This window comes from Mycobacterium scrofulaceum, assembly GCF_001667885.1.
Taxonomy (GTDB): domain Bacteria; phylum Actinomycetota; class Actinomycetes; order Mycobacteriales; family Mycobacteriaceae; genus Mycobacterium; species Mycobacterium scrofulaceum_C.
In genome coordinates, this window is sequence record NZ_LZJW01000040.1 from 69,684 (window position 1) to 93,473 (window position 23,790).

Consider the following 23,790-nt stretch of genomic DNA (forward strand, 5'->3'; position numbering starts at 1 on the left):
TGAACCCGTGAGCGGGGCGCTGCTGGTCGCCGGCACCAGCTCCGACGCCGGGAAATCGGTGGTCGTCGCGGGCCTGTGCCGGTTGTTGGCGCGGCGCGGCGTTCGGGTGGCGCCGTTCAAGGCGCAGAACATGTCCAACAATTCCGTGGTCACCATCGAAGGTGGGGAGATCGGCCGGGCCCAGGCGTTTCAGGCGCGGGCGGCGGGGCTGGAGCCCAGCGTGCGGTTCAATCCGATCCTGCTCAAACCGGGCAGCGATCGGGCGTCGCAGCTGGTGATACGGGGACAGGTCGCCGACTCGGTCACGGCGGCAAGCTATGTCACGCATCGGGATCGCCTCGCGGGGATCGTCGCGGACGAATTTTCCAGTCTGCGTGCCGAATTCGACGCCGTCATCTGCGAAGGCGCGGGCTCGCCCGCCGAAATCAATTTGCGTGCCACGGATTTGGCCAACATGGGCCTGGCCAGGGCCGCGGACCTGCCGGTGGTCCTGGTCGGTGACATCGACCGCGGCGGGCTGCTCGCCCACCTGTTCGGGACGGTCGCCGTGCTCGACCCCGACGACCAGGCGCTGATCGCCGGTTTCGTGGTCAACAAGTTTCGCGGCGACCCCGCACTCCTGGAGCCCGGACTGCGGCAGCTGCAGGCGATGACCGGACGCCCGACCTACGGGGTGCTGCCGTACGCGGACGAGCTGTGGCTGGACGCGGAGGACTCCCTGTCGGTGGTCGCCCACCGCGTCATCGGCGCTCCGGCGCCGCCGCGCGGACGCGACTGGCTGCGGGTGGCCGCGATCCGGCTGCCGCGGATCTCCAACTCCACCGACGTCGAGGCGCTGGCGTGCGAACCGGGCGTCGTCGTGCGCTGGACCGCCGACCCGGCCGACCTGGCCGACACCGACCTGATCGTGATCCCGGGGAGCAAATCCACCGTCGCCGACCTGGCCTGGCTGCGCGAGGGCGGCCTGGCCGACGCGGTCACCGCGCACGCCGCGGCCGGCAAACCGGTGCTGGGAATCTGCGGGGGCTTCCAAATGCTCTGCCGGCGCATCGACGACACCGTGGAGTCCAAGGCGGGCGAAGTCGCCGGGCTCGGGCTGCTGGATGCGGACATCGCCTTCGGCGATGCCAAGGTGCTGCGCCGCTGGCCACCGCCGCTTGCCGGCTACGAAATCCATCACGGCCGGGTGTCGCGCTGCGCCGAGGAGAGCTGGTTCGGCGCGGAGGGCGGCCGCGACTGCGAACCGCACGGCCTCGCCCGCGGCGCCGTCTTCGGCACCCACTGGCATGGCCTGCTCGACAACGACGACTTCCGCCGCGCATGGCTTACCCGCGTCGCGGCCGCGGCGGGCCGTGGCGGGTTCGTCGCCGCCCACACCAACGTCTCCGCGCGACGCGACGCTCAGCTCGACACGGTCGCCGATCTGCTGGCTGACCACCTGGACGTCGACGCGGTTCTCGGCCTGCTCGACGGTCCGCCGCCACGCCGACCGCATATCGCAACTCACTTGCGGCCGTAGGCCATTCACGGGTATGCGCACGCACGGCCATCCAATTTACGGCGACGCAAAACCCGTTGGCGCGCACGGAATTCGACAAATCCTCGCGCATGCATGCCGATCCGCTGTAGCGTGCGTAGATGCCCTCAATGATGACCACGCTCGACGGGTTCCCCGTCCCGGTAGCGGTGGCTGGTCCCGAGCAGGGCGTCGTGGTGGTCATCCTGGGGGACGAGGAACGAGTTCCCGCCGCGTACGACGCGGTTTGCGAGCGTCTGCACACGGCATCGCTGCGGACCGTCGTCGTCGGCCTGGACGCGCGCCTGACCCCCAAATCGGTGATCGGCATCCTCGACGCACTGGGGATCGGGTGGGCCGTGGTGGTGGGCGACCGCGCCGGCGGCGACTTGGCCTGGGAATTGGCGGCGACGAAGCTGGGCCGGTTCGTCGGCCTGGTCGTCATCGACCGCGGGCACCCGCGGGCCGCCGACCGCGACGGCGTGGTGCGCGACGACCACTGCCCGCCGGTGGAGATCGGCACCACCGTGCTGGTCAGCTCCCCGGCGGCGCGCGCGGTGGCCCGCGCGAGCCAGCAGTACGTCTACGCGGAATACCGCGTGGTGCACCTGGGCAGGCGCACGGTGCAGGAGTCGACGGCACAGCTGGCCGCCGAGATCGTGTTGCGCACCAGCACCTGGTAAGCCGATTCGGCGCGCCGAAACATTCACTCGCACAAGCGCATTGATTATCGCTCGGCTGTGGGCGGCGCCGGTCGCGCCTGGGCGGTACCGTGTCGAACGGAGCCCGCGGCGCCTGTGCTGAGCGGTCGCTCGACGAGGATCGGGAAAGGACGCGCGGTTGTGAACGCCCCTGGCCGCCCGGTGGTGGGCCTGACCTGCTACCTGGAGCGGATCCGGACCGGGATCTGGGACATGCCCGCGGGCTACCTGCCCGCCGACTACTTCCAGGGCGTCGTCATTGCCGGTGGGGCTGCGGTGTTGCTGCCACCCCAACCGGCGGATCCCCAGACCGTCGCTCCCGTCCTGGACGGCCTGCACGCCCTGGTGATCACCGGTGGCTACGACCTGGACCCCGCCGGGTATGGCCAGCAACCGCATCCGACCACCGATCAACCGCGCGCCGACCGCGACGCCTGGGAGTTCGCGTTGTTACGCGGCGCGCTGGACCGGGGTTTGCCGGTGCTGGGCATCTGTCGCGGCGCGCAGGTGCTCAACGTGGCGCTCGGCGGCACGCTGCACCAGCACCTACCCGATGTCCTCGGCCACGACGGGCACCGGGCGGGCAACGGCGTGTTCACCACGCTGCCGGTGCGCACCGTTGCGGGCAGCCGGCTGGCCGCCCTGCTGGGGGAGTCCACCACCGCGCAGTGCTATCACCATCAGGCGATCGACAAAGTCGGCGAGGGCCTCATCGTCAGCGCCCGGGATTCCGACGGCGTGGTCGAGGCGCTGGAGCTGCCCGGGGACGGCTTTGTCCTTGCGGTGCAATGGCATCCGGAACAGTCCCTGGACGACATGCGCCTTTTCGCCGCGATCGTGGACGCCGCGCGCGCTTATGCGAGCGCGCGAGCCGAGCGCCGCTAAGCGACCGTCCCGGGGCAGACGGCCAGCGGCGCCGCGGCGGCCGCCCACGCTCGCGGTACCGATAACCCTCCGACGCACGTCGCGCGGCCGACCGCCACGGGGATCGTCGCGGCTCGCGCCACGCGGCGATTGGGCAGCAGGCACTGCAGGGCCGCCGCCTTGTTGAGCGAATTCAGTTGGGCGATCGCGACATCCGACGGCGCCGTCAGAGAGCTCAGTTTCGAGAGCGGGCCGGTCACCGGCGCGAGGGAGACGTCGAACGTGGCCAGCGGAGTCGAGGACAACGCCCGCAGCGCGCCGGGGGCGGCGGCGATCAATTGCCGGCCGGCCTCGACGACCTGCGGCGCCGAATCCAGCGTCCACGTGCCTTGGGCCGGGCGGCCGGGCGGCAAGGTGAACGGGGTGAGGGCCGCGGCGTTCGCCGACGCCTCGGCGTAGGCGTACATGGCCGCGGCGCCCCGGGCCCACATCCGTTCGTACTCGGCCTCGGTGTCCGCGATCGCGGGAGCGGCCAGGCCCAAGGGGTTCGCCAGGATCAGCGACCCGAGCAGCACGCGGTTGGCGGCGATCGACGGCGGCGGCACCGTCGCCGCCAACGCCGCCTCGTGCGCGCTCGCCGCCGCGGCGGCCTGGGTGGCCGCCTGCTCGGCCCGTATCGCCGTGGCGCTGAGCCACTCGACATAGGGCGCCGCGCCGTCCGGCGCGGGTGCCGGCCCCTCCCAGCCGGCCACCAGCTTCGAGGTGACCGCCCGGTAATCCGCGACCGCGGTGTGCAGCCGAGTGGCCAGCCGGGCCCAGGCGGCCGCGGCTTCGGTCAGTGACCCCGGGCCGGGGCCGTCGTGGAGTTGGCCGGAAACGATTTCGGGAGGGAGCGTGGTGAAATTCATAGCTATCTCTGCCTAACGACGGCGCTCTGAGCCCGGGAACACGGACTCTTCTGTTGGGACGTAGGCACGGGGGTTACAGGCCTACTTGCAACTGCGGCAGTGCAACGACGGCGGCTGCCGCGGGATGTCGAACCCTCAGCAGCGAGCGACGCAGAGTTGCGTCAATAGATCTTGGTGGTGTGCCACGGCCCCCGGGGCGCGCGACGGCGGGCGGGGTGGCCGAAACGCCGCCGCCGCGAACGGTAACGGCGACCCGATTGACGGTGGTGAGGAGCGCGCCCACGTCGGCGGCCGATCCCGTGTCATCCACGCATTCTTGGTGGTGCTGTGATGCGTCGGCGCGGAGTCGGATGAAAAGTGTTGTGCCGCAAAGCTCGCGTCGCGCGAATGCGCCCGCGCCGGGTCAATCCCGGCATGCGTCGCTTCCTGCACGGCGAGATGCGGTGGGCCGACGCCGGCGACGGCGGTCCCGCGCGACGCCCAGCCCGCGGTCATCGCGCAGAACACGCAGAGCGCCGCGAGGATCGCGATGGCTGACCGCCATCGCCGATCTCTAGGGGCGCCTCCGACTGTCACAGTGGCCCGAATTTACAACACGAGGCTTGGCGGCCACGGCGTGCGAGCTGTGAAAACGATCAAAGTCCGGTGTGGGTGTCACGATCGCCCGAGCTAGCCGGCTCCAGGGTGAAATCGGCGACTGGCCCATCGGTCAATCGCGGCGCACCGGCTTCGTCGCGGCCAACGCCCGCTCGTACGCGTCGGCGGCCGCGGCGACGCGGGCGGCGGTTTGCTCGGCCAACTCGGCGGTGGCGCGCAGCCACGTTATGTAGGGCGCCGTCGTGGCGCCCATCTGCACGGCTCCGGGTCCACGCACCCCGTCCAGCAACCCCGCGGTGATGAGGTACTTGGTCGCGGTGTCGCGGAGACGGTCCGCCAGCCGTTGCCAGATGGCCGCGGCGGCCAACAGTGATCCGGGGCCGGGGCCCGAAAACGTTCGCGCGGTGTCGATCTGCGGGGGTAGCGTCCCGTAATCCATGGCTATCTACGCCTCGGGCGGGTCGGCACCCAACCGGGGCGCGTGACGGGGTGGGCGGCAAACATGACTTCCTTGGTTTGGGTGGCGACCGACATTCATCATCGGTGCTGGAGGTGACCCGCGCAGGCCGGGCGGCTCGGGCCTGCCCGGCTAACGCGGTCGGCTTTTCGCCGGCGCACGGCGCGCCGGGGCCGAAAATGACTAGTGGGTCTCGGCGCCGCTCAGCGGCGGGACACGCAGAAAATGGTCAAAATGTCTTGAGCCGCAAGGACCGCCGAGGGCGCGCGCGGCGAGCATGCCTCGATGGGCGGTTGCGCTCCCGTGGCCGACGCGGACGACGACAACGTCCAAGCCCATCGCGGCACCGACAGCGAAAAGGTCGTCGGCCGATCGCGCTTCAGTCCCGCGCTCTTGAAGGCCTTGTCGTCGTCGAGGGCGGAGCCGAAGTCCGGGTGGGGCTGGGGCGCCGAGCTAACCCCGGATGGGGCCGTCGCGGTCGCGGCGGCCGGCACCGCGCCGTGCTGGGATGACCCGGCCTGCGTCCCGACCTGCAACGCCCAGAACCCGAAGGCAGCGGCGAAAAGGGACAGTGCGGCAAATACGGCCACCGCCGTGTGGCGTCGTGGCGAATGTGAAGATCTGCCTGTTCCGCGGAAAGTCACAGTGCTGCCACCGTAACAGCGGGCGCGAGCGGGCAGCCCGGCGAGCCTCCTTTGAAAATGCTTAAAGGTAGCGCAATTTCGGCTGTGACAGCGTCACCGGGACGGTCTGGCGGCGACTAATGCTCGGCCGCAGGGGATCTCAAGGCGATGAGGGGGATCGCCATCTCGGCGGGTGTCCCCGCGCCGTGAAAACCTATGAGGCGGGCCGATTCCGCCGGCTCGTGCCCCGTTGCCAGCACGGCGGTGTCGCCGGTGCAGACGGCGACGATATCACCGATTCGCCGCAGGTGCGCGGGGCTGACCGGCCCGAACATCCCGGTGGCCACGGCTTCCTCGCGGCTGTAGATCAACGCCCGCCCGTCGAGCACTTCGCTCCAGGCGGCGTGCACATCCGCCGCCGCGCCCTGCTCGGTGTGCAGGTAACGCACCCGCGGCTCACCGGCGACCACGCGGATCCCCGCGCCCAGTCGCGGGTCGGTGTCGAGGTCGACGCGCGCGCCGGGTGGAACGTTGAAGCCGCCGTGGTCGGCGGTCACCAGCAGCGCCGCGGTCGGGGGCAGCGCCTCGACCAGCCGGGTCAGGAGCGCGTCGACCTGGGCCGCGGCGTCGTGCCATTGGGATGACCCGACGCCGAACGCGTGGGCCGCGGTGTCCAGGGCGGCGGTGTAGCCGTAGACCAGTCCGGGCGCCGCACGCAGCTCGTCGGCGACCCGCTGCGCGGTGTCGTCCGTCGGCTGGACCGGGCGGAATTCGGCGCCCCGGTAGGCCGCGTCGGTCAGCCCGCTACCCATGAACGCGGCCGGCAGGACGGCCCGCGCGCTGACTCCCGCCTGGTTGAGCCGACCGAACCAGGTCGGTAGCGGCTGCCACTCGCTGTGCGGTGGGTCATCGCGCCACAGGATGTGGTTGATCACCCGATCCGAGCCGGGAACGTTGAGCGTGAAGCCCAGGATCCCGTGCTCGCCGGGCTGCGCCCCGGTGCCCATCGACACCAGGCTGGTCGGGGTGGTCGACGGAAACGTGCAGGTGAGCTCCGTGAGGCGGCCCACCTGGCCCGCGGCCACGGCGGCGAGCAGCGGCGCGCTGCCGGCCAGCTCGCCGAGCAGGCGCCATCCCAGGCCGTCGACCAGCACCACCGCGACGCGATCAACCTGGTCGGCGCCGACCCAATCGGCCAGGCCCAACTTGTCGACGGCGTCCGGCGCGCCGAGCAGCGCGCCGGCGGCGGGCAGCACGTCGCACAGGGAACCAGGCACGGGGGCAAGTCTGGCACGAGCCGGCCCGTGAAGTCGGCGACCCGGCATGGCCGTGCCCGCGATCGCCGCTAGACGCGCGCCAGTCGCTCGCTCGTCACGCGCAGCTGGCGATCGGTTCCGTCGGCGAGGGCACGGACCTGCCGCGGGGAGAGCCGGCCGCAGAGCCGCCCCCAGTGCAACGCGACCTCGTCGCCGGCGGCCACGTCGGGCACCGCGCTGTACCCGTCGGTCCAGACGTCGAACGACCGCGGCGACGGTTCCGACAGCACGAGCGCTCCACCGTCGAGCACCAGTTGCCGGCACCGCACCTCGATCCGGTCGTGGTCGCGGCGCAGCACGGTCCCCCAGGTGATGCGGCAGTTGTCGAGGACGGTCAGCGGGTGTTCGTCCATACCGCGGCCCAGGAACCGCGTCCATGGGTACACGCCGAACACGTGGAAGCTGTGATTGGCGGCGGCCTCGCGGGCGAGGTCCGGCGTCAGATGTGACCAGTAGCGGCCCGCCTGCGGGCCGATGATCGCGAGCAACGCGTCGAAGAAGCGTTGCGGGTTCAGGTCGGCCCCGACGCCGCCGCCCAGCCAGTACGACTCGACGAGCCGATCGTCCAGTGGGTCGGCGATCCCGGTCAGGGCCGACAGCACCCGCAGGTACGGCCAGGCCCCGGAGAATTTGGTCGCCGCCCGGCGCACCTCGTCCTGCGAACCGTCGCGCAGGGTGGCTCCCAGCGGGGGACCGCAGTAGCCCAGTGCGTTGGGCGCGTACGCGTAGCGGGCGAACATCTCCACGCCGCGCTGCGAGCCGTTGGTGTCACCGGTCAAGCGCGCCCCACCAGCTTGACGGCGTCACGGTGCATCCGGCCGAAGTTGTAGTAGGCCGCGCAGGCTCCCTCGGGGGACACCATGCAGGTGCCGATCGGGGTCTCCGGGGTGCACGCGGTCCCGAAAACCTTGCACTCCCAGGGCTTCAGCACCCCCTTGAGCACCTCGCCGCACTGGCACGCCTTGGGGTCGGCGACCCGAACGCCGGGCATCGAGAATCGCAGTTCGGCGTCGAACCCCGCGAAGTCGTCGTGCAGCCGCAGCGCGCTTTGGGAGATGAAGCCCAGCCCGCGCCACTCGAAGTGGGGACGCAGCGCAAACACCTTGCCCATCAACGCCAAAGCGGCCGGGTTGCCGCTTTCCGGCACCACGCGCGTGTACTGGTTCTCCACCTCGCAGCGGCCCTCACGGATCTGGGTCAGCAGCATCGCGACGGCGGCCAGAATGTCCAGCGGCTCGAAACCGGCCACCACCAACGGCTTTCGGTACACCTCGGGCACGAACCGGTAGGGGCGGTTGCCCACCACCGTTGACACGTGTCCGGGGCCGATGAATCCGGACAGCCGCAGGTCCGGTGACTCCAGGATGGCCTTGATCGGCGGGACGATCATCACGTGGTTGCAGAACACGCTGAAATTTCTCAGCGCCAGGTCACGCGCCCGCACCAGCGTCACGGCCGTCGACGGCGCGGTGGTCTCGAACCCGATGGCGAAGAACACCACATGTTTGTCGGGGTTGTCGAGCGCGATCTTCAGCGCGTCCAGCGGCGAGTACACGAACCGCACGTCGGCGCCGCGCGCCTTGGCGTCCAGCAGGCTGCCGTTCGAGCCGGGTACGCGCATCATGTCTCCGAAGCAGGTGAAGATCACGTCGGGCTGCCCGGCCAGCCACATCGCGTCGTCGATGCGGCCCATCGGGATCACGCACACCGGACAACCCGGGCCGTGCACCAGTTCGACGTTCTCGGGCAGCAGGTGTTCGATGCCGTGCCGGTAGATCGTGTGTGTGTGCCCGCCGCACACCTCCATGAATTTGAACTGCTCACCGTCGTCGCCGGCCAAGCGTCCTATGGCGCCCAGCAACTTTCGCGCCGCGGCCGGATCACGGAACTCGTCAACGAATTTCATGTGCGTCCCCTTCAGGTGATGGCCCAACCCGTCGGTCCGTTCCCGGACCGCATCGGCGCCGGGCTAGATGATCGACGACGAGTCGAAGGCTTGGATCTCGGTGTCGTAGGCGTCGCCGAGCTTCTTGACGGCGGCCAGGGTGAGCAGCGCCTCCGTCTCGTCGATCTTGGCCATCGCGAACCCTACGTGGACCAGGACCCAGTCGTCGGGCTCGGGCATGTCGTCCTCCAGCAGCCGGACGCTGATGGTGCGCTGCACACCGCTGACGTCCACCTTCGCCAGATGGTTGGCTGGATCGGTGATCTCGACGATCCGGCCCGGAATTCCAAGACACATGCGCGCCTTCCTTCCTTAACAGATCCTCGGCAGGGGATCGCCGACGAGCATGTCGACGATCCGGGTGCCGCCGAATCCGGTTCGCAGCACTACGCTTTCGGCTGGTTCGGTGACGATTTCTCCGACCTCGGCCGCGTTCGCTCCCAGCGGGTGCGACCGCAGGGCGGCCAGCCCGGCCTCCGCCTCCTCCGGCGCGACGACGGCGATGAACTTGCCCTCGTTGGCGACGTAGAGCGGGTCGATGCCGAGCAACTCGCAGGCGCCGTTCACCGTGGGCGCCACCGGAAGCCGCTCCTCTTCGAGCAACACGCCGAGGCCGCAGGCCTGGGCCAGTTCGTTGCAGACGGTGCCCACCCCGCCCCGCGTCGCGTCGCGCATCCACCGGGTCGACGGCGCGGCCGCCATCAACAGTTCCACCAGGGGGCTCACCGACGCGGTGTCGGATGCGATGTCGGCCTCGATGGCCAGGTCGCCGCGCGCCAGCATGACCGCCATGCCGTGGTCACCCATCGACCCCGACAGCAGCAGCTTGTCGCCGGGCCGCACCGCCGCCGCCGACAGCGCGCGCCCCGCCGGAATCACACCGGCTCCGGCGGTGGTGACGAACACGCCGTCGGCCGCGCCCCGGGGGACCACCTTCGTGTCACCGGTGACGATCCGCACCCCCGCGGTGGCGGCCGCCGCCGCCATGTCGGCGACGATCTCCTTCAATTCGCTGATGGGGAAACCCTCTTCGAGGACGAACGCCGCCGAGATCCACGACGGCACGGCGCCGGCCATCGCGAGGTCGTTGCAGGTGCCGTGCACCGCGAGCGCGCCGATGGAGCCGCCGGGAAAACGTCTGGGCTGCACCACGAACGAGTCCGTGGACATGGCCAGGCGCTCGCCGCCGGGCAGCGTCAGGATCGCGCTGTCCCCGAGCGACTCCAGGAGCGGGTTGCGGAACGCCTCCATGAATACGGCGTCCACCAGCGCCGCGGAGGCCTTGCCGCCGGCGCCGTGCGCCAGCGTCACGTGGTCGTCGAGCAAGCGGGGGCGGCGCCTGCGGAACGATTCGATCCGCTCGATCACCTCACCCTCGGCGAAGCGTGGTCCCGACGAAAGATATTCGCCAGCAGAGTTTTTCATGCCGCCCCCCGACCCCGCTCGCCGCGGAGATGTTGATGTACGTTCAGCCACAGCTGGTAGCCGAGCAGCGCCTGTGACTCCTGAATCCGGTGCACGCTCTGCGAACGAACCGCGAAGCAGGCGTCCACGTTCGGGTTGTTCGCGAACGCGCCGCCGTCGTAGCCGGCGAACCCGATGGTGTACAGGCCGCGTCGACGCGCCTCGGCCAGCGCGGCGAGCAGGTTGGGCGAGCCGCCGCTGGTGGACATCGCGATCGCGATGTCCCCGGCGCTCGCGCGGGCGATCAACTGGCGGGCGAACACCAACTCGAATCCTACGTCGTTGCCCAGCGCGGTCAGGATCGCCTGATCGGTGGTCAGCGGCCACGCGGGTAACGGTTTGCCGACCGGCGGCCGCGCGAACAGCCTTGCCAGCGTGGTGGAATCGGTGCAGCTGCCGCCGTTGCCGAAGGTGAACATGCGCCCGCCCGCCGTGAAACGGCGCGCCACCTCGGCGGCGGCCTGACCGAGCAGAGCGGCGTTGGCGTCCAGCGTCGAGCGTCGCAGCGCCAGGCTCTCGGCCGCCTTCGCCTGCGCCGACGCGGCCAGGTCGGCCAGCAGCGAGGCGGGATCGTCTTCCCGCGCGTCGATGAAGGGGTACAGGAAGTTGGTGGGTTCGTCGGCGTCGCGGCTCATCGGTCCTCCTCGTCCAGTCTGCCGATCGCCATGCCGGCGTGCACCAGCATCAGGTCCCCGGCGGCGACCGGTTCGATCAGCGTGGTCACCACGGTCTCCACGCCCCGCGCGGTGCGCACCACGGCGTGCCCGTCGGCCGACGCCGTCACCGCCTCGCCGGGGCGTCCCTCGTCGCTGCAGGTGACGCAGAGCGACTCGGGGGGCTCCGGTTTGAGCAGGCCGGGGTGCTCGAAGCACACGTGGGTCAGCTCCCACAGGAGGTGGTAGAACAGCACGAAACCGCCGGTGGCGGGCACGCGTGGATCGGGGTCGTCGAGCCACAGCACATGGTCGGCCATCCCCGCCGCGGGTCGTTCGCCGCTACCGATCCAGATCGTGGTGGCACCCCACGCGGGCGCGCGCCGCATCACCGAGCGGACCTGTGCCTCCTCGGCACCGGAAACCGCGATCACGATGTCGCCGGGGCGCACCGAGACCCGCACCAGATCCACCAGGTCGGGTCCGGTCAGCGCCACCGCGGGTAGCGCCCGTTTGCCCATGATGACCGGGTGGACGAATTCGACCGCGATGTGCAGCGCGTGTGGTTCCCACGACGGCGCGATGGACCACATGGTGGCGCCGGCGGCGAAGCGCTTGGCGAGGGTGAACGCGCTGGCGGCGAGGTCTTCGGCCAATTCGGCGCCAAGCCCGCGGTCGATGGCTGTGGTGGTCATGACTCAGCCCTTCTCCTGCCCGGTGAGCACGGCGATCGCGGCCTGACCCAAAGCGAGTCCGCCGTCGTTCGGCGGAACGGTGTGATGGGTCAGCACCTCGAACCCGGCCAGCTGCAATCGCTGTCGACATGCCTTCAGTAACAACACGTTCTGGAACACCCCGCCGGTGAGGCCCACCAGCCGGATGGTGCCGGCCAGCTGACCGACCGCCTTGGCGACGGCGATCGCGACGGCCTGGTGAAACGCCGCGGCGAGCACGGCGGGCCGGGTGCCGGCGTGCAGCGCCGACACCAGCGTCTGCACCATGGGGGCGGGGTCGATCACCCCGTCGGCGCGCACCATGAGCGGCAGCGACGGCCCGGACCGCCCCTGCGCCGATTCGGCCAGCGCCTCCAGCTCGACGGCGGCCTGGCCTTCGTAGTCGATGCGGTGCCGCACGCCGAGCAGGGAGGCGACCGCGTCGAAGAGGCGGCCCATGCTCGAGCAGGGCACGCATCCGGTCCCCGACTCCAATTGCGAACGGGTGACTAGTAATTCGTCCCGGGTGGCGGCGGCGACGGGGGCCAGGTCGGGGGTCCAGGCGATGCCGGCGTACCACAACTGGGACAGCGCCATCCGCCACGGGTTGCGCACCGCGGCGTCACCGCCGGGCAATGGCACCGGCAGCAGGTGGCCGGCCCGGACGAATCGGTGGCTGTCGGTGCCGAGACGCAGGATCTCGCCGCCCCAGATGGTCTGGTCGCATCCGTAACCGGTGCCGTCGAAGGAGACGCCGATGACGGGTTCGCCGAGGCGTCCGTGCTCGGCCAGCAGCGACACCACGTGCGCGTGGTGGTGCTGGACGAGGTCCAGCGGCCGACCGTCGGCGCGGCGCTCCGCCCAGCTGCGGGTGTGGTATCCGGGATGTAGATCGGCGGCCAGCCGCGCCGGTTCGCCGCGAATTCCGCTGAGCTGGCGCACGGCGCGCTCGAAGGCGCGCAGCGTCTCCCAGGTGCCCATGTCGCCGATGTGCCCGGACAGGTACGCCCGCGGGCCGTCGGTGAGGCAGAACGTGTTCTTCAATTCCCCGCCGACGGCCAGCACAGCCGGCCCCGAGACGTTGAGGTCGACCGGGAGCGGCGCGTAGCCACGGGAGCGGCGGATCGGCAGTTCGTGACCGTCGACCACGCGGACCACCGAGTCGTCGCACGGGACATGGATCGGGCGGTCGTGGTCCAAGATCGCATCACAGAGCGCTGGAAGGCGTTGTGTGGCATCGTCATCGGTGAAGCAGATGGGTTCGTCGGAGCGGTTGGCGCTGGTGAGCACCAGCGCGTCGGGCGCCGGCGCGGCGGCGCCCGGCACGGGCGCCAGGAGCAGGTGATGCAGCGGGGAGTACGGCAGCATCAGGCCGAGCAGTGGGCTGCCGGGCGCGACGCCGTCGGCGACCGGGGCGTCCGGCCGTCGCTTGAGCAACACGATCGGGCGGGCGGCGCCGAGGAGCACGCCGGCCTCCGTGTCATCGATGCACGCGTAGCGCCGGGCGACGTCAAGGTCGCGGACCAGCATGGCAAACGGCTTGGCGCCGCGGGCCTTTCGCGCGCGCAGCGCCGCGACGGCCGTGTCGTCGCCGGCGGCGCAGGCCAGGTGGTAGCCGCCGACGCCCTTGATGGCCACCACGGCGCCCGCGGCCAGCGCGCGTTGGGCGGCCGCCAGGGCGGCGTCCGGCCCGTCGACGCGGCCGGCCGATGACGAAAACCACAGTGACGGACCGCATTCGGGGCAGGCGATGGGCTGCGCGTGAAACCGGCGATCCGCCGGGTCGTGGTATTCGGCGGTGCAGCGCTCACACATGGCGAACCCCGCCATGGTGGTGGCCGGGCGGTCGTAGGGCAACTCGCGGATGATGGTGAATCGCGGCCCGCAGTTGGTGCAGGTGACGAACGGGTGCCGGTAGCGCCGGTCGCGCCGGTCGAACAGCTCGGCGACGCAGTCGTCGCACACCGCGATGTCGGGTGGAATCGGTGTCGTCCCGCCGGGCTCGGCCCGGCTGGCCACTATCCGGAACCCGCACCGACCACCGGCGTCGGCGACGAGCTCGCGGACCGTCACGTCGCTGATTCGGGCCAGCGGCGGCGCCTCCGCGCGCAGGCGCCGACCGAATTCGGCCAGGCGTGCCCGCTCGCCCTGCACCTCGAGGAAGACGGCGCCGGAATCGTTGCCGACGAAACCGGACAAGCCGAGCTCGGTCGCGATGCGGTGCACGAAAGGCCGGAAGCCAACCCCCTGCACGACACCGGTCACGGTGAAGCGCTGCCGAATGTCGTCGTGCCGCAGCAGCAGGGGGGACGGGGTCATCTCAGCCGCCCTCCGGGAGGTCGAACGGATCCGTACGGCCCCTGCCCATCAGCTCGAGGCCGGCCATCGCCTGCTCGGCGCCCTCGCGGTCGGTCTTCTCGACGGCGAAGCCCATGTGGATGATTATCCAGTCGCCGGGGGCGAACGTCTCTTCCGGCAGCATGCCGACGTTGACCCTGCGCTGCTCGCCGGTGACATCGACCAACGCGAGCTGCCCTTCGTAGCCGTCCAGCATCCGGATCACTTGGCCGGGGATCCCTAAACACATGGCTCAGCGGCCCTCCCGGCTGGTTGCCACCGAGTGCGCCTGCAACGCCGCGACGATCTCCTCGACGGCCCGCGCGGCGCGGGGGACCGCCTTCGCCACGGGTTCCGTGAGGCCGATGCCCTCCTCGACGCTGCCCGCCTCGCACCCGACGACCACCGTGTACGGGGGATTGCCGCCCAGCGCCCGCAGGCTGGCGAACACGGCGGCCGGATCCATGCTGTGCCCGTCGAAACCCACTGCGGGCGAATCGGATTCATGGTCCGCCTGGAAGACGTGCAACGTGCCGGGTTGGCCGCGGCTGGGCACGGCGTCGACGAGGACCAGCGTGTCCCATTCCTCGAGCAGGTCATAGGCGAGGTGCATGCCGCTGATGCCGTAGTCGGTGACGCGGACGCTGGGATCGTCGCGGGATATCTCGGCGGCGCGGATCACTTCGGATCCGAATCCGTCGTCGCCGAGGAAGATGTTGCCGATGCCGGCTACCAGGATGCGCGCTGTCATCTCCGGTGCCGGCTACATCCGCCTCAGCTTGAGGTAGCGGCGGGCATCGGGCAGGGATACCACCCCCAGCACCAATCCGACCGCGAGCACCAATGCGATGATCGCGACGAATATCCAACCCAGGATTTCCATCTCGAACTCCTTTCACGAGTTTGCCGGGCTGCGTTGAGCTTCCAGAGGCTCGATTTCGTCGGGGGAGAAGTACAGGTAACGGCCGTACCAGTCATGCAGGTCGGCGGCCGGGTCGTCCTCGACGACGACGCCGACGTGCTTGTTGCCCTCGACGTCCTCATGCACCGAGGTGACGCGGGCCGTCTTTCCGGCGACGAAGATGTCCTGCGCGTCGGCGTTGCGCCTCGGCCGCAACCGGACCTGGCTGCCGCGCGCCACCCGGATCCCGTTCACCAGCACCGCGTCGATCTCGGGGCGGACCGCGTTGTCGGCCAGCGGATCCCACCAGTCGACCCCCTCCGGGATCTCCGGGACCAGACCGGATATCGCGTGGGGGTCGCGCAGCACGCCGTGCAGGCGCGCCATCGCCTCGGGGGACATGGCGTCGCACTGGTCGATGATCCGCGCCGCTCGTGGGTCGGTGGCGCGGGCCTGCGCCTTCTCTTCGTCCGTCATGGTCATCACGCGCAGGGTGAGGATCTCGTCGATCTCGGTGCAGTCGTACAGCGCGGTGTCGCTCTGTTCGGCGATCTCGGGGTGGTCGTAGAGGATGATCGGCGAGATCAGCAGTGTGTCGTGCGCGCCGGGCGGGCCGGCCAGCACCGGGAAGCAGCGGTGCTGGGCGCACCGGGCGACCGCGTCGGCCGCGGCGGGCGGCGGCTCGAGTAGCGAAACGAACTGCCCGCGCTCGAGCTCGGCGATGAGGTGGGTGCCGATCATGGACCGCGCGATCGCGTCGTTCTTGTCCAGCGCGCCGGCGCCGACGTTGCGGACCCGCACGGACACCCGGCGCAGGTCGCCGTCCGCCTCGCTGGCGACCGTCAACACGCCACGTACCTCCCGTCGTCGGCGCACCAGGCGCCCGCCATCGAGCATTTCGACGTCGGTGCCCGCGTCCGCCGTCACCGACAGTGTCCACGTCCTCCCGTCCAGGGCGACAGGGCCGAAGGGCCTTTCGCATTCGACCGCCTCGTCCCAGGTCAGCCAGGAGCCGCTCGGGGTCGTCAGCTCGTCGACGGCTTGGTATTCGCCGTCGGTGACCTCCCGCTCCGCGCGTCGGTGTTGCAGCTGCAGGAACCGCACCACCAGGTTCAGCTCCCCAGCGCCGTCGACCAGGAACTGCGCCGCCAGGCTGTCGTCCTCGCCCACGCCCGCGTCCGCCGCCCCCGGCGGTCCCAGAACGCCGAATTGCCAGCGGGATTGGTTCTTGGTCGACGTCCCGCGGTAGGGGTAGAGCAGGTACCCCTCGTACAGGACCGCGTCGGCGACGGCGCGGGCCCGGTCCCGATCCTCGGTCACCGCGCCGTCTCCCGGTCCGCGTCCAACAGTGCGGTGATCGCGTGGTCGAGATCGAGCAGCCCGTGCGCCGACTTATACGCGGCCAGCGCGCTGATCGTTTCGTGACTCAGCCGCAGCCAGCCCGCATTCGGATAGTGCTGGGCCATCAGCTGCCGCCACACGGTGACCGGCATGTCGTAGCGGTATTCGCAGTCCCAGGGGACCTGCTGGACGGAGAAGCCGCGCTCGGATTTGGCGAAAATCGTTCCGCTGAAAAGGAACTGGAGGGGCAGCGCGCCGTCGCGCAGCGCGTGCAGGTATTTGGCGGCAGCGACCTCGAAATCGTAGGTGCAATCCAGGGGCAGGGCGGCCGTCGTGGTGCCGGTGAACCCCGGCACCATCGCGGTGCAGTGCTGCCAACAGAAGGTGCGTTGGGTGCTGGCCCAGCGTTCGCGCGGGCCGAACAGGTCGGCCAGCCCGGCGGCTTCGTCGTCGGAGTAGGACCGTCGCAGCGGTTCGATGCGGACCTGGCAGCGCAGGGCGATCGCGTGCACCGGGTCGTCGCCGGTGGCCACCGCGATGCGGGCGGTCAGCACGGGGCTGACGGTGTACGGCTCGGGCGCGACGTCGAGGACCGTGAAGTCGATGTCCATCATGGCGGCGTCCCCCAAGGCGTTTCCACCGCGCGGTCCCGAAGGTGGGCGAAGAAGCCGTCGATGAACGCGCGGGCCTCCTGCCCCCCGTCGAACCCACGCCACAGCATGCGCAGGCGCCCGACGAATTCGTAGCAGGCGTCGATGGGCACCAGATAGGTTTGCGGCGGACCGGTTTCGGGGACCCGCACCAACAGCGCCTCCACGTCGTCGGCCAGCAGGCTTGCCCGCGCGTCGGCGCCGCTGAGCGTGTCCCAAAGATCCAGCGCGAGTTCGGATTCGCAAGCGCCTGCCGGGCCGGGGTAGAAGGCGACGGTGCGTCCCAGCGCGGAGTTGGCGAAGAAGAAGGCCACCCCCACGGGGATCTGCAGTGCCTCCCACGCGCGGCGATCCAGCGCGAAGTCCGGGAAGGACAGGTACCGGTCGGGCACCGCGCGGTAGCGCAGTTCGGCCTGGGCGTCGGTGAACAGCAGGTAGCAGGCTCGGCACACGCACATGAGCTGCCGGTCCGCCACGTTGACCACGTGCTGGTGTTCGTCGGCGATTGATTCCGAGCACATCTCGCAGCGCTCGCCGGCCGGTTCGGGGGCCGCCCGGTTGGTGCGGATGCGGGCCAGGACCTCGTACGGGGTGGTCATGCCGGCGCGCCCATCACGTGCGCCGGCTCATGGGCCGGCAGCGCCACCGACAGCACGCCGTCGCGATCCAACAACGGGAGCGGGTCCAGGTGCGCGCCGTTGGCGCCCGCACCCGCATGGACGGCGTCGAAGTCCGTGCCGCAGCGGGGGCAACGCAGTTGTGCGCCATGCAGTTTCGCACCGGCCAGCGTGGCGTCGCACACGGGGCAATGGTCCCGGTAGGCGAACGTCTGGTCGCCGACCCGGCACGCCAGCACGGTGGTTGCGTCGAACCGGTAGCCCGCCACCTCCCCGGGTGTCAGCTCGGCCAGCTCGGGCGCCGGATGCCAGCCGCTGGAGCCGTTGGAATGCACGCGGGCCAGCAGCGATTCGGCCGGGATGACGCCGGGGGTAGCGGGATCGGCGGTCACCACCTGGATCGACAAGACCTCGGGCGCCGCGGCGCGCACGGCGTCCTCGACGGCCAGCTCCAGCGTCACCGCCGACGACGGACAGCTCTTACAGCTGCCCTTGAAAGCAAGGTGCACGCCAACACCTTCGGGTTCTTCCGTCACCTCCAGCAGGTCGACGTCCCCGCCGTGCGAGCCCAGGTACGGCCGAACGCGGTCCAGCGCGTCGGACACCCGGCGGCGCACGTCGTGCGGGTGCAGGCCGTGCACAAGGAGCAGGCTGGCCACCAGGTCGTCGGTGGCCAGCCGCTCGGCTGCGGCCGGGTCCCCGGCCTCGGCAAGACACTCCATGATCCGTTGCAGCCCGGCCCCGTAGAGGCCGACCACCTCGCGGACCAGCTCGGTCGCGCGCTCCCGTGCGGCCGGCCCACTGGCCGCGCAGGAATCCAGGAGGGTCTGGATCCGATCGCCCGCTGTGCGCCACCGCGCCTCGTTTTCGTCATGGGTGTCCGGGCGATCCACCTTCACTCACTCCCCGGCGGGTGACTGTGTCGGTGTGTGCAGTCTGTCGAGGGTCTTGCCCTTACCCAGATACATGTGCACACCGCAGGGCAGGCACGGATCGAAGCTGCGCACCGTGCGCATCACGTCGATGCCCTTGAAATTCTCCCGGCCGTTCTCCTCGAAGATCGGCTGGCCTTGCACCGCGTCCTCGTACGGGCCCGGCGTGCCGAAGCTGTCGCGGGGGTTGGCGTTCCACGGGGTGGGGGGGTACGGGTGGTAGTTGGCGATCTTGCCGTCCCGGATCACCAGGTGGTGGCTGAGCACACCGCGGACCGCCTCGGTGAACCCGCATCCGATGGCCTCGTCGGGCACCTCGAAGCGCTCCCACGTCTTGGTGCGCCCGGCGCGGATCTCTTCGAGCGCCTTCTCGGCGAAGTACAGCCCGCACGCGGCCGCGTAGGCCTGGAAGTAGGTCCGCGCGCGGTCGCGTTCGATCGTGTTGCTGCCGTACTTGGGAACCTTCCACTCCAACTCCACCGGGCCCTTGAGCGCGGTCTTCGGCAGGTTGATCTTCACGCTGTTCCCGGTCGCCTTGACGTAGCCGATGTCGACCAGCCCGGCCAGCGCCGTCGCCCACAACCGGGCCAGCGGGCCGCCGCCGGTGTCCAGCGCCAAGTGATCCTTGCCGTCGAACCAGCGCGGCGACATCACCCAGCTGTACTTGCCGCCCTCCATGTCCCGCTTCTGCGGATGGGGGTTGGTGTGCTGGTTCCAGGGGTGCCGCCGGTCCACCGCGTTGCCCAGCGGATCGGTCTTGACGAACATCTCCTGGTCGGTCCAGTCGTCGTAATACGAACTGCCCAATAGGATTCGGATGCCCAGGTTGATGTCGACCAGCGAGTGGGTGACCAGTTTGCCGTCGACGACCACGCCCGGGGTCACGAACATCGCGTTCCCCCAGCGCTCCATGTCCTTGTACGCGAAGTTGCACACCTCGGGGTCCTGGAACGAGCCCCAGCACCCGAGCAGGGTGCGGCGCAGCCCGACGTTCTCGTAACCGGGCAACGCCTCGTAGAAGAAGTCGAACAGGTCATCGTGCATGGGCACGACCTTCTTCATGAACTCCACGTACCGCATCAGCCGCGTCATGTAGTCGGTCATCAACTGGATGGTGGCGACGGTGCCGACCCCGCCGGGGTACAGCGTGGACGGGTGCACGTGGCGACCCTCCATGAGGCAGAACATCTCTCGCGTCCAGCGGCTGACCGCCAGCGCCTCGCGGTAGAACTCGCCGGTGAACGGGTTGAGCGAGCGCATGATGTCGGCGATCGTCCGGTACCCGTGCGCGCCCGCCTGCGGCGCGGGTGTCTTCTCCGCCAGGGCCAGCACGCTCGGATTGGTCTCGGAGACCATCTTCTCGCAGAAGTCGACGCCGACCAGATTCTCCTGGAAGATGTTGTGGTCGAACATGTATTCCGCGGCCTCGCCCAGATTGACGATCCACTCGCCCAAGTGCGGCGGCTTCACCCCGTAGGCCATGTTCTGCGCGTAGCACGAGCAGGTGGCGTGGTTGTCGCCGCAGATGCCACAGATGCGGCTGGTGATGAAGTGCGCGTCGCGAGGATCCTTGCCCTTCATGAAGATCGAGTAACCGCGGAAGATCGACGAGGTGCTGTGGCACTCGACGACCTGTCGGTTCTCGAAGTCGATCTTGGTGTAGATACCCAGGCTGCCAACGATTCTGGTGATGGGATCCCAGGCCATGTCGACGAGTTGGCCGGGTTCCCGCTTGGCGTGCATGGGTTCAGGGGTGATGGTTGCCATTGCAGTACCGCTCTCCGCCCCGAGGGCTTCAGTGATGAGAACGAAGCGCGCCGACCCGGTAGCCGAGGTGGGCTACCAGGTGCGGCGCGCTCCGGTGGTTAGTTGATCGCCGTTGTGGCGCCAGCGCGGCTCCTTATCGACGGTGCGTCCCGTGATACCCCTCAGATTGCGAATCACGGTGCCGTACAGTCCCGATGCGGTGCTCGATAACTTGCCGCCCGGCGGTTCGTCCATGAAGGGCATGAACTTGTCGGGGAAGCCCGGCATGGTGCATCCGATGCAGATGCCACCCACGTTGGGGCAGCCGCCGACACCGTTGATCCATCCGCGTTTGGGGACGTTGCACTTGACAACCGGGCCCCAACAGCCCAGTTTGACAATGCATTTCGGCGATCCGTATTCGGTGGCGAAATCACCCTGCTCGTAGTATCCGGCCCGGTCGCAACCCTCGTGGACGGTGTTGCCGAACAACCATTTGGGGCGCAGCGCGTCGTCGAGCGGGATCATCGGCGCCTGACCGGTCGCCATGTAGAGCAGGTAGGTCAGCGTCTCGGACAGGTTGTCGGGATGGATCGGGCAACCGGGCACGCAGACGATCGGGATGCCGGCCTTGCTCTTCCAATCCCATCCGAGATAGTCGGGCACGCCCATCGCCCCGGTCGGATTGCCGGCCATGGCGTGGATGCCGCCGTAGGTGGCGCACGTCCCGACCGCGACGATCGCGGTCGCCTTGGGCGCCAGCCGGTCGAGCCATTCGCTGGTGGTCATCGGCTGGCCGGTGGCGGGGTCGTTGCCGAAGCCGCACCAGTAGCCCTCGTCCTTGAGCTTCTCGTTGGGGATGGATCCCTCGACGACGAGCACGAAGGGTTCCAGCTCACCGCGGTCGGCCTTGAAGAACCACGACAGGAAGTCGTCCGCCCCGCCATTGGGGCCGCATTCGAAATCGATTAGGGGCCAGTGCACGGCGATCTTCGGAAGCCCCGGAAGAGCCCCCAGGGCGATCTCCTCGACCGTCGGTTGGGTGGCGGCAGTCAACGCCACCGAATCGCCGTCACAACTGAGCCCCGCATTAATCCAGAGAACGTGGATCAACGTTTCTTCTGCTTTGACTGCTGCTTCTGTTGGCATGCTGCAGCTTTCCGGGGCCGGGCTGAGACCCCTGCGCCGCCGGAGTCGACCGTCGGCCCACTTGCGCAGCGCTAATTTTTGGGTCTACTCCTCACCGCCGAGCGTGTCAACGGTTCTGCGGCACCAACTAGTTAGACAACCGTTGCATATATTTCGCCCCGCGGTTCGGGCGGTGCCGGCCGGGGCGGCGGGACCCCACCATCATGCAAATTGCTTGCAGAACACGCGGTCAGGCCGAGGGCTCCGCGGCGAATCGCCGCAGCCAGCCGAACCACGCGGCCATCCCGGCTCCGGTACGCGCGCTGACCGGCAGGATCGTCGCCGTCGCATTGACCTTGCGCACGTGAGCGATGTACTCGTCGACGTCCACGTCGAGGTATGGAACCAGGTCAATCTTGTTGAGCAGCACCACATCCACGGAACGGAACATCACCGGATACTTCATCGGCTTGTCCTCGCCCTCGGTCACCGAGTACACCATGGCCTTGGCGTGCTCACCGACGTCGAACTCCGCCGGACAGACCAGGTTGCCGACGTTCTCGATGATCACCAGGTCCAGCGCGGGAAGGTCGAGCCCGGGCAGGGCGCGGTTCACCATCGGTGCGTCGAGATGGCATTCGCCGCCAAAACCATTGCTGGTGTTGAGCAGAGAGATCTGGGCACCGCGCCCGCGAAGCTTGGCCGCGTCGAGGTCGGTGGCGATGTCGCCTTCGATCACCCCGATGGCAAGCTCACCGGCGAGCTCGTCGAGCGTGGCCTGCAGGATGGTCGTCTTGCCCGATCCGGGCGAGCTCATCAGGTTCAGCGTGCGCACGCCGTTGCCCTCGAACGCCGCCCGGTTGGCATCGGCAAGGAGGTCGTTTTCGGCGAAGATCGCCTCCAGCACGTCGACCCGCTGCTTGCCGGTCCGGTATCGGCCGTGGTCGCCGTGCTGGTGATCCGGATTGTCGTGCTCGTGGGTGTGCACCGTTCCGTCGTCATGCCGATGAAATCTGCCCATGGTCAAATCCGTTCGGAAAAGGCGCTTTTCATGAGACGTCCAGCGACGTCACCAAGAATTCGTTGCCGCGCAGCACCTCGACGTCCGAACTGTCGCACCGCGGGCACCAGATCGACCAGGCCGACGTGATCTCCGATCGCCGGCCGCAGGCGCGGCAGCTCACCTCGGCGTCGACGCACTCGAGTTCCAGCTCGGCCTCCGGCATGTTCTCGGCGTCGCGGACCAGCGTCCAGCAGAACGAGAGGGATTCGGGCACCACCTGGCGCAGCGCCCCGATCCGCACACGTACCACGTCGACGTGCCGACCGTCGGCATGGGTCTTGGCCACATCGGCGATCGCTTCACAGAGCGACAGCTCATGCACCGCCGACCACCGGCGTCCGCCGCAGGCTCATGAGCACTGTTCTACACCCGAACGCCCCGGGTGCGCAGCTGGGTCAGGGCGAGGACGTCCACTTCTGTTCCAGCCGGCCGTAGCGCCAGACCAGCACGGCCGCCGCCCAGGTGATGGCGAACGCGCCCACCACGAAATAGCCGACGGTGTTGAGGTCCAACCCGCCGATCCAGTTCCAGAACGCGCCCCGCCAGCCGAACTGTTCGGCGAACAGCGTGAGGAGTTCGACGCTGCCGATCAGCAGCGCGACCACGACCGACAGAGCGGTGATGGTGATGTTGTAGTAAATCTTGCGGACCGGGTTGGAAAAGGCCCAGCCGTACGCGAAGTTCATGAACGAGCCGTCGACGGTGTCCAGCAGGCACATGCCTGCGGTGAACAGCACGGGCAGGCACAGGATGGCGTACCACGGCAGTCCCGCGGCGGCGCTGGTGCCGGCCAGGACCAGCAGCGCGATCTCGGTCGCCGTGTCGAAGCCGAGACCGAACAGCACCCCGACGGGGTAGGAGTGCCACGACTTGGTGATCGATTTGGTGAACCGACCGAGGAATCGGTTCATCAGGCCCCGGTTGTCCAGCTGCCGTTCGAGTTCGGCTCCGTCGATTTCGTGGTCGTAGTCGCCGCGGCGCAGCCGGGCGAACACCCGCAGGATGCCCACCAGCACCACGACGTTGAGTAGGGCGATCGCATAGAGAAACACGCCGGAGACGCCGGTGCCGATCAGCCCCGTGTAATGGTGCAGCGCCGACGAGTCGTCGCGGACCGGCCCGACGATGGTCTTCACCCCGGACGCCAGCAGGACCGCCAGCGCGAACACCACCCGCAAGCTGATGAACGACGGGCAGCGCCCGCTCGCGGTCGGATTCTTCTTCTCGCTCGGCCATTCCACGGTGGTGTTCGCGCTGGCGGTCCTGCTGGCGTCCGGGGTGAAGACCATCGTCGGGCCGGTCCGCGACGACTCGTCGC

General features: G+C 69.4%; 26 protein-coding genes and 1 pseudogene. 4 read left to right on the plus strand and 23 right to left on the minus strand.

Annotated features, from left to right (window positions below; all coding sequences use genetic code 11):
• Positions 1-7 precede the first annotated feature (7 nt).
• The 3 genes from A5681_RS04730 to A5681_RS04740 all read left to right on the plus strand — a co-directional run bounded on the left by A5681_RS04730 (position 8) and on the right by A5681_RS04740 (position 3,102).
• The gene (locus A5681_RS04730) at positions 8-1,519 is read left to right on the plus strand and encodes a cobyric acid synthase (RefSeq protein ID WP_067269880.1); all 1,512 of its coding nucleotides are present in this window, start codon (positions 8-10) and stop codon (positions 1,517-1,519) included.
• A gap of 119 nt (positions 1,520-1,638) precedes the next feature.
• Entirely contained in the window at positions 1,639-2,199 is a 561-nt protein-coding gene (locus A5681_RS04735) for an alpha/beta hydrolase (RefSeq protein WP_197498507.1), read from the plus strand.
• 114 nt (positions 2,200-2,313) lie between these two features.
• Complete coding sequence (locus A5681_RS04740) at positions 2,314-3,102, plus strand: gamma-glutamyl-gamma-aminobutyrate hydrolase family protein (protein WP_231996212.1); 789 nt, start codon at positions 2,314-2,316, stop codon at positions 3,100-3,102.
• Here A5681_RS04740 and A5681_RS04745 read toward each other — a convergent pair.
• The 23 genes from A5681_RS04745 to A5681_RS04850 form a co-directional block, all read right to left on the minus strand.
• Positions 3,099-3,989 carry a PPE family protein gene (locus A5681_RS04745; protein ID WP_067269884.1) on the minus strand — a complete coding sequence of 297 codons (891 nt, stop codon included), beginning with the start codon at positions 3,987-3,989 and terminating at the stop codon, positions 3,099-3,101. The two genes, A5681_RS04740 and A5681_RS04745, sit on opposite strands and share 4 nt — an antisense overlap.
• Positions 3,990-4,698: 709 nt before the next feature.
• Positions 4,699-5,025: a PPE domain-containing protein gene (locus tag A5681_RS04750; protein ID WP_067269887.1), complete on the minus strand. Its 327-nt coding sequence runs from the start codon at positions 5,023-5,025 to the stop codon at positions 4,699-4,701.
• A gap of 221 nt (positions 5,026-5,246) precedes the next feature.
• A complete protein-coding gene (locus A5681_RS04755) occupies positions 5,247-5,633 on the minus strand; it encodes a hypothetical protein (protein WP_082968194.1) in 387 nt (128 codons plus the stop codon).
• 170 nt (positions 5,634-5,803) lie between these two features.
• Positions 5,804-6,943, minus strand: a complete 1,140-nt coding sequence (locus tag A5681_RS04760) for an alkaline phosphatase family protein (protein ID WP_067269891.1) — start codon at positions 6,941-6,943, stop codon at positions 5,804-5,806.
• 68 nt (positions 6,944-7,011) lie between these two features.
• A complete protein-coding gene (locus A5681_RS04765) occupies positions 7,012-7,761 on the minus strand; it encodes a DUF6390 family protein (protein WP_269454941.1) in 750 nt (249 codons plus the stop codon).
• Positions 7,758-8,888, minus strand: coding sequence for a hydrogenase formation protein HypD (hypD, locus tag A5681_RS04770; RefSeq protein ID WP_067269893.1), 1,131 nt, complete (start codon positions 8,886-8,888; stop codon positions 7,758-7,760). Before hypD ends, A5681_RS04765 begins: the two co-directional genes overlap by 4 nt.
• Positions 8,889-8,951: 63 nt before the next feature.
• Positions 8,952-9,224 carry a HypC/HybG/HupF family hydrogenase formation chaperone gene (locus tag A5681_RS04775; RefSeq protein WP_067269895.1) on the minus strand — a complete coding sequence of 91 codons (273 nt, stop codon included), beginning with the start codon at positions 9,222-9,224 and terminating at the stop codon, positions 8,952-8,954.
• 15 nt (positions 9,225-9,239) lie between these two features.
• The gene (gene hypE, locus A5681_RS04780; RefSeq protein WP_082968195.1) at positions 9,240-10,352 is read right to left on the minus strand and encodes a hydrogenase expression/formation protein HypE; all 1,113 of its coding nucleotides are present in this window, start codon (positions 10,350-10,352) and stop codon (positions 9,240-9,242) included.
• Positions 10,349-11,026 carry a D-sedoheptulose-7-phosphate isomerase gene (locus A5681_RS04785; RefSeq protein WP_067269897.1) on the minus strand — a complete coding sequence of 226 codons (678 nt, stop codon included), beginning with the start codon at positions 11,024-11,026 and terminating at the stop codon, positions 10,349-10,351. Before A5681_RS04785 ends, hypE begins: the two co-directional genes overlap by 4 nt.
• Positions 11,023-11,739: a HypC/HybG/HupF family hydrogenase formation chaperone gene (locus A5681_RS04790; RefSeq protein ID WP_067269899.1), complete on the minus strand. Its 717-nt coding sequence runs from the start codon at positions 11,737-11,739 to the stop codon at positions 11,023-11,025. Before A5681_RS04790 ends, A5681_RS04785 begins: the two co-directional genes overlap by 4 nt.
• A gap of 3 nt (positions 11,740-11,742) precedes the next feature.
• Entirely contained in the window at positions 11,743-14,076 is a 2,334-nt protein-coding gene (gene hypF, locus A5681_RS04795) for a carbamoyltransferase HypF (RefSeq protein WP_067269901.1), read from the minus strand.
• A gap of 1 nt (position 14,077) precedes the next feature.
• Positions 14,078-14,344, minus strand: coding sequence for a HypC/HybG/HupF family hydrogenase formation chaperone (locus A5681_RS04800; protein WP_067269903.1), 267 nt, complete (start codon positions 14,342-14,344; stop codon positions 14,078-14,080).
• Between the two features lie 3 nt (positions 14,345-14,347).
• Positions 14,348-14,845, minus strand: coding sequence for a hydrogenase maturation protease (locus A5681_RS04805; RefSeq protein WP_067269905.1), 498 nt, complete (start codon positions 14,843-14,845; stop codon positions 14,348-14,350).
• Positions 14,846-14,857: 12 nt separating this feature from the next.
• Positions 14,858-14,977: a DUF6893 family small protein gene (locus A5681_RS28125; RefSeq protein ID WP_419866291.1), complete on the minus strand. Its 120-nt coding sequence runs from the start codon at positions 14,975-14,977 to the stop codon at positions 14,858-14,860.
• A 12-nt stretch (positions 14,978-14,989) separates the two neighbouring features.
• Entirely contained in the window at positions 14,990-16,315 is a 1,326-nt protein-coding gene (locus A5681_RS04810) for a hypothetical protein (protein WP_067269907.1), read from the minus strand.
• Positions 16,312-16,950, minus strand: a complete 639-nt coding sequence (locus A5681_RS04815) for a DUF6084 family protein (protein WP_067269937.1) — start codon at positions 16,948-16,950, stop codon at positions 16,312-16,314. Before A5681_RS04815 ends, A5681_RS04810 begins: the two co-directional genes overlap by 4 nt.
• Positions 16,947-17,585 carry a DUF5947 family protein gene (locus A5681_RS04820; RefSeq protein WP_067269910.1) on the minus strand — a complete coding sequence of 213 codons (639 nt, stop codon included), beginning with the start codon at positions 17,583-17,585 and terminating at the stop codon, positions 16,947-16,949. Before A5681_RS04820 ends, A5681_RS04815 begins: the two co-directional genes overlap by 4 nt.
• Positions 17,582-18,502, minus strand: a complete 921-nt coding sequence (locus A5681_RS04825; protein WP_067269912.1) for a NifU family protein — start codon at positions 18,500-18,502, stop codon at positions 17,582-17,584. The genes A5681_RS04820 and A5681_RS04825 overlap by 4 nt, the downstream gene beginning before the upstream one ends.
• Positions 18,503-20,302, minus strand: coding sequence for a nickel-dependent hydrogenase large subunit (locus tag A5681_RS04830; RefSeq protein WP_067269914.1), 1,800 nt, complete (start codon positions 20,300-20,302; stop codon positions 18,503-18,505). It abuts the gene before it with no gap.
• Between the two features lie 72 nt (positions 20,303-20,374).
• The gene (locus A5681_RS04835; RefSeq protein WP_067269916.1) at positions 20,375-21,430 is read right to left on the minus strand and encodes a hydrogenase expression protein HypE; all 1,056 of its coding nucleotides are present in this window, start codon (positions 21,428-21,430) and stop codon (positions 20,375-20,377) included.
• Positions 21,431-21,659: 229 nt separating this feature from the next.
• Positions 21,660-22,430, minus strand: a complete 771-nt coding sequence (gene hypB / locus A5681_RS04840; RefSeq protein ID WP_067269918.1) for a hydrogenase nickel incorporation protein HypB — start codon at positions 22,428-22,430, stop codon at positions 21,660-21,662.
• A 28-nt stretch (positions 22,431-22,458) separates the two neighbouring features.
• Positions 22,459-22,794: a hydrogenase maturation nickel metallochaperone HypA gene (locus A5681_RS04845; RefSeq protein WP_067269920.1), complete on the minus strand. Its 336-nt coding sequence runs from the start codon at positions 22,792-22,794 to the stop codon at positions 22,459-22,461.
• Positions 22,795-22,867: 73 nt separating this feature from the next.
• Positions 22,868-23,713: a HoxN/HupN/NixA family nickel/cobalt transporter gene (locus A5681_RS04850; protein ID WP_156737847.1), complete on the minus strand. Its 846-nt coding sequence runs from the start codon at positions 23,711-23,713 to the stop codon at positions 22,868-22,870.
• Here A5681_RS04850 and A5681_RS27015 point away from each other — a divergent pair.
• Positions 23,655-23,790 (plus strand): annotated as a pseudogene (locus A5681_RS27015) (HoxN/HupN/NixA family nickel/cobalt transporter); the annotation flags it as partial. The gene A5681_RS04850 and the pseudogene A5681_RS27015 sit on opposite strands and share 59 nt — an antisense overlap.

What these genes read in the sequence shown, in the direction of transcription:
- A5681_RS04735 (WP_197498507.1), top strand. Translation starts at nt 1,639, where the DNA reads ATGCCCTCAATGATGACCACGCTCGACGGGTTCCCCGTCCCGGTAGCG.
- A5681_RS04745 (WP_067269884.1), bottom strand. Translation starts at nt 3,989, where the DNA reads ATGAATTTCACCACGCTCCCTCCCGAAATCGTTTCCGGCCAACTCCAC.
- A5681_RS04750 (WP_067269887.1), bottom strand. Translation starts at nt 5,025, where the DNA reads ATGGATTACGGGACGCTACCCCCGCAGATCGACACCGCGCGAACGTTT.
- hypD (WP_067269893.1), bottom strand. Translation starts at nt 8,888, where the DNA reads ATGAAATTCGTTGACGAGTTCCGTGATCCGGCCGCGGCGCGAAAGTTG.
- A5681_RS04775 (WP_067269895.1), bottom strand. Translation starts at nt 9,224, where the DNA reads ATGTGTCTTGGAATTCCGGGCCGGATCGTCGAGATCACCGATCCAGCC.
- hypE (WP_082968195.1), bottom strand. Translation starts at nt 10,352, where the DNA reads ATGAAAAACTCTGCTGGCGAATATCTTTCGTCGGGACCACGCTTCGCC.
- A5681_RS04785 (WP_067269897.1), bottom strand. Translation starts at nt 11,026, where the DNA reads ATGAGCCGCGACGCCGACGAACCCACCAACTTCCTGTACCCCTTCATC.
- A5681_RS04790 (WP_067269899.1), bottom strand. Translation starts at nt 11,739, where the DNA reads ATGACCACCACAGCCATCGACCGCGGGCTTGGCGCCGAATTGGCCGAA.
- hypF (WP_067269901.1), bottom strand. Translation starts at nt 14,076, where the DNA reads ATGACCCCGTCCCCCCTGCTGCTGCGGCACGACGACATTCGGCAGCGC.
- A5681_RS04800 (WP_067269903.1), bottom strand. Translation starts at nt 14,344, where the DNA reads ATGTGTTTAGGGATCCCCGGCCAAGTGATCCGGATGCTGGACGGCTAC.
- A5681_RS04805 (WP_067269905.1), bottom strand. Translation starts at nt 14,845, where the DNA reads ATGACAGCGCGCATCCTGGTAGCCGGCATCGGCAACATCTTCCTCGGC.
- A5681_RS28125 (WP_419866291.1), bottom strand. Translation starts at nt 14,977, where the DNA reads ATGGAAATCCTGGGTTGGATATTCGTCGCGATCATCGCATTGGTGCTC.
- A5681_RS04815 (WP_067269937.1), bottom strand. Translation starts at nt 16,950, where the DNA reads ATGATGGACATCGACTTCACGGTCCTCGACGTCGCGCCCGAGCCGTAC.
- A5681_RS04820 (WP_067269910.1), bottom strand. Translation starts at nt 17,585, where the DNA reads ATGACCACCCCGTACGAGGTCCTGGCCCGCATCCGCACCAACCGGGCG.
- A5681_RS04830 (WP_067269914.1), bottom strand. Translation starts at nt 20,302, where the DNA reads ATGGCAACCATCACCCCTGAACCCATGCACGCCAAGCGGGAACCCGGC.
- A5681_RS04835 (WP_067269916.1), bottom strand. Translation starts at nt 21,430, where the DNA reads ATGCCAACAGAAGCAGCAGTCAAAGCAGAAGAAACGTTGATCCACGTT.
- hypB (WP_067269918.1), bottom strand. Translation starts at nt 22,430, where the DNA reads ATGGGCAGATTTCATCGGCATGACGACGGAACGGTGCACACCCACGAG.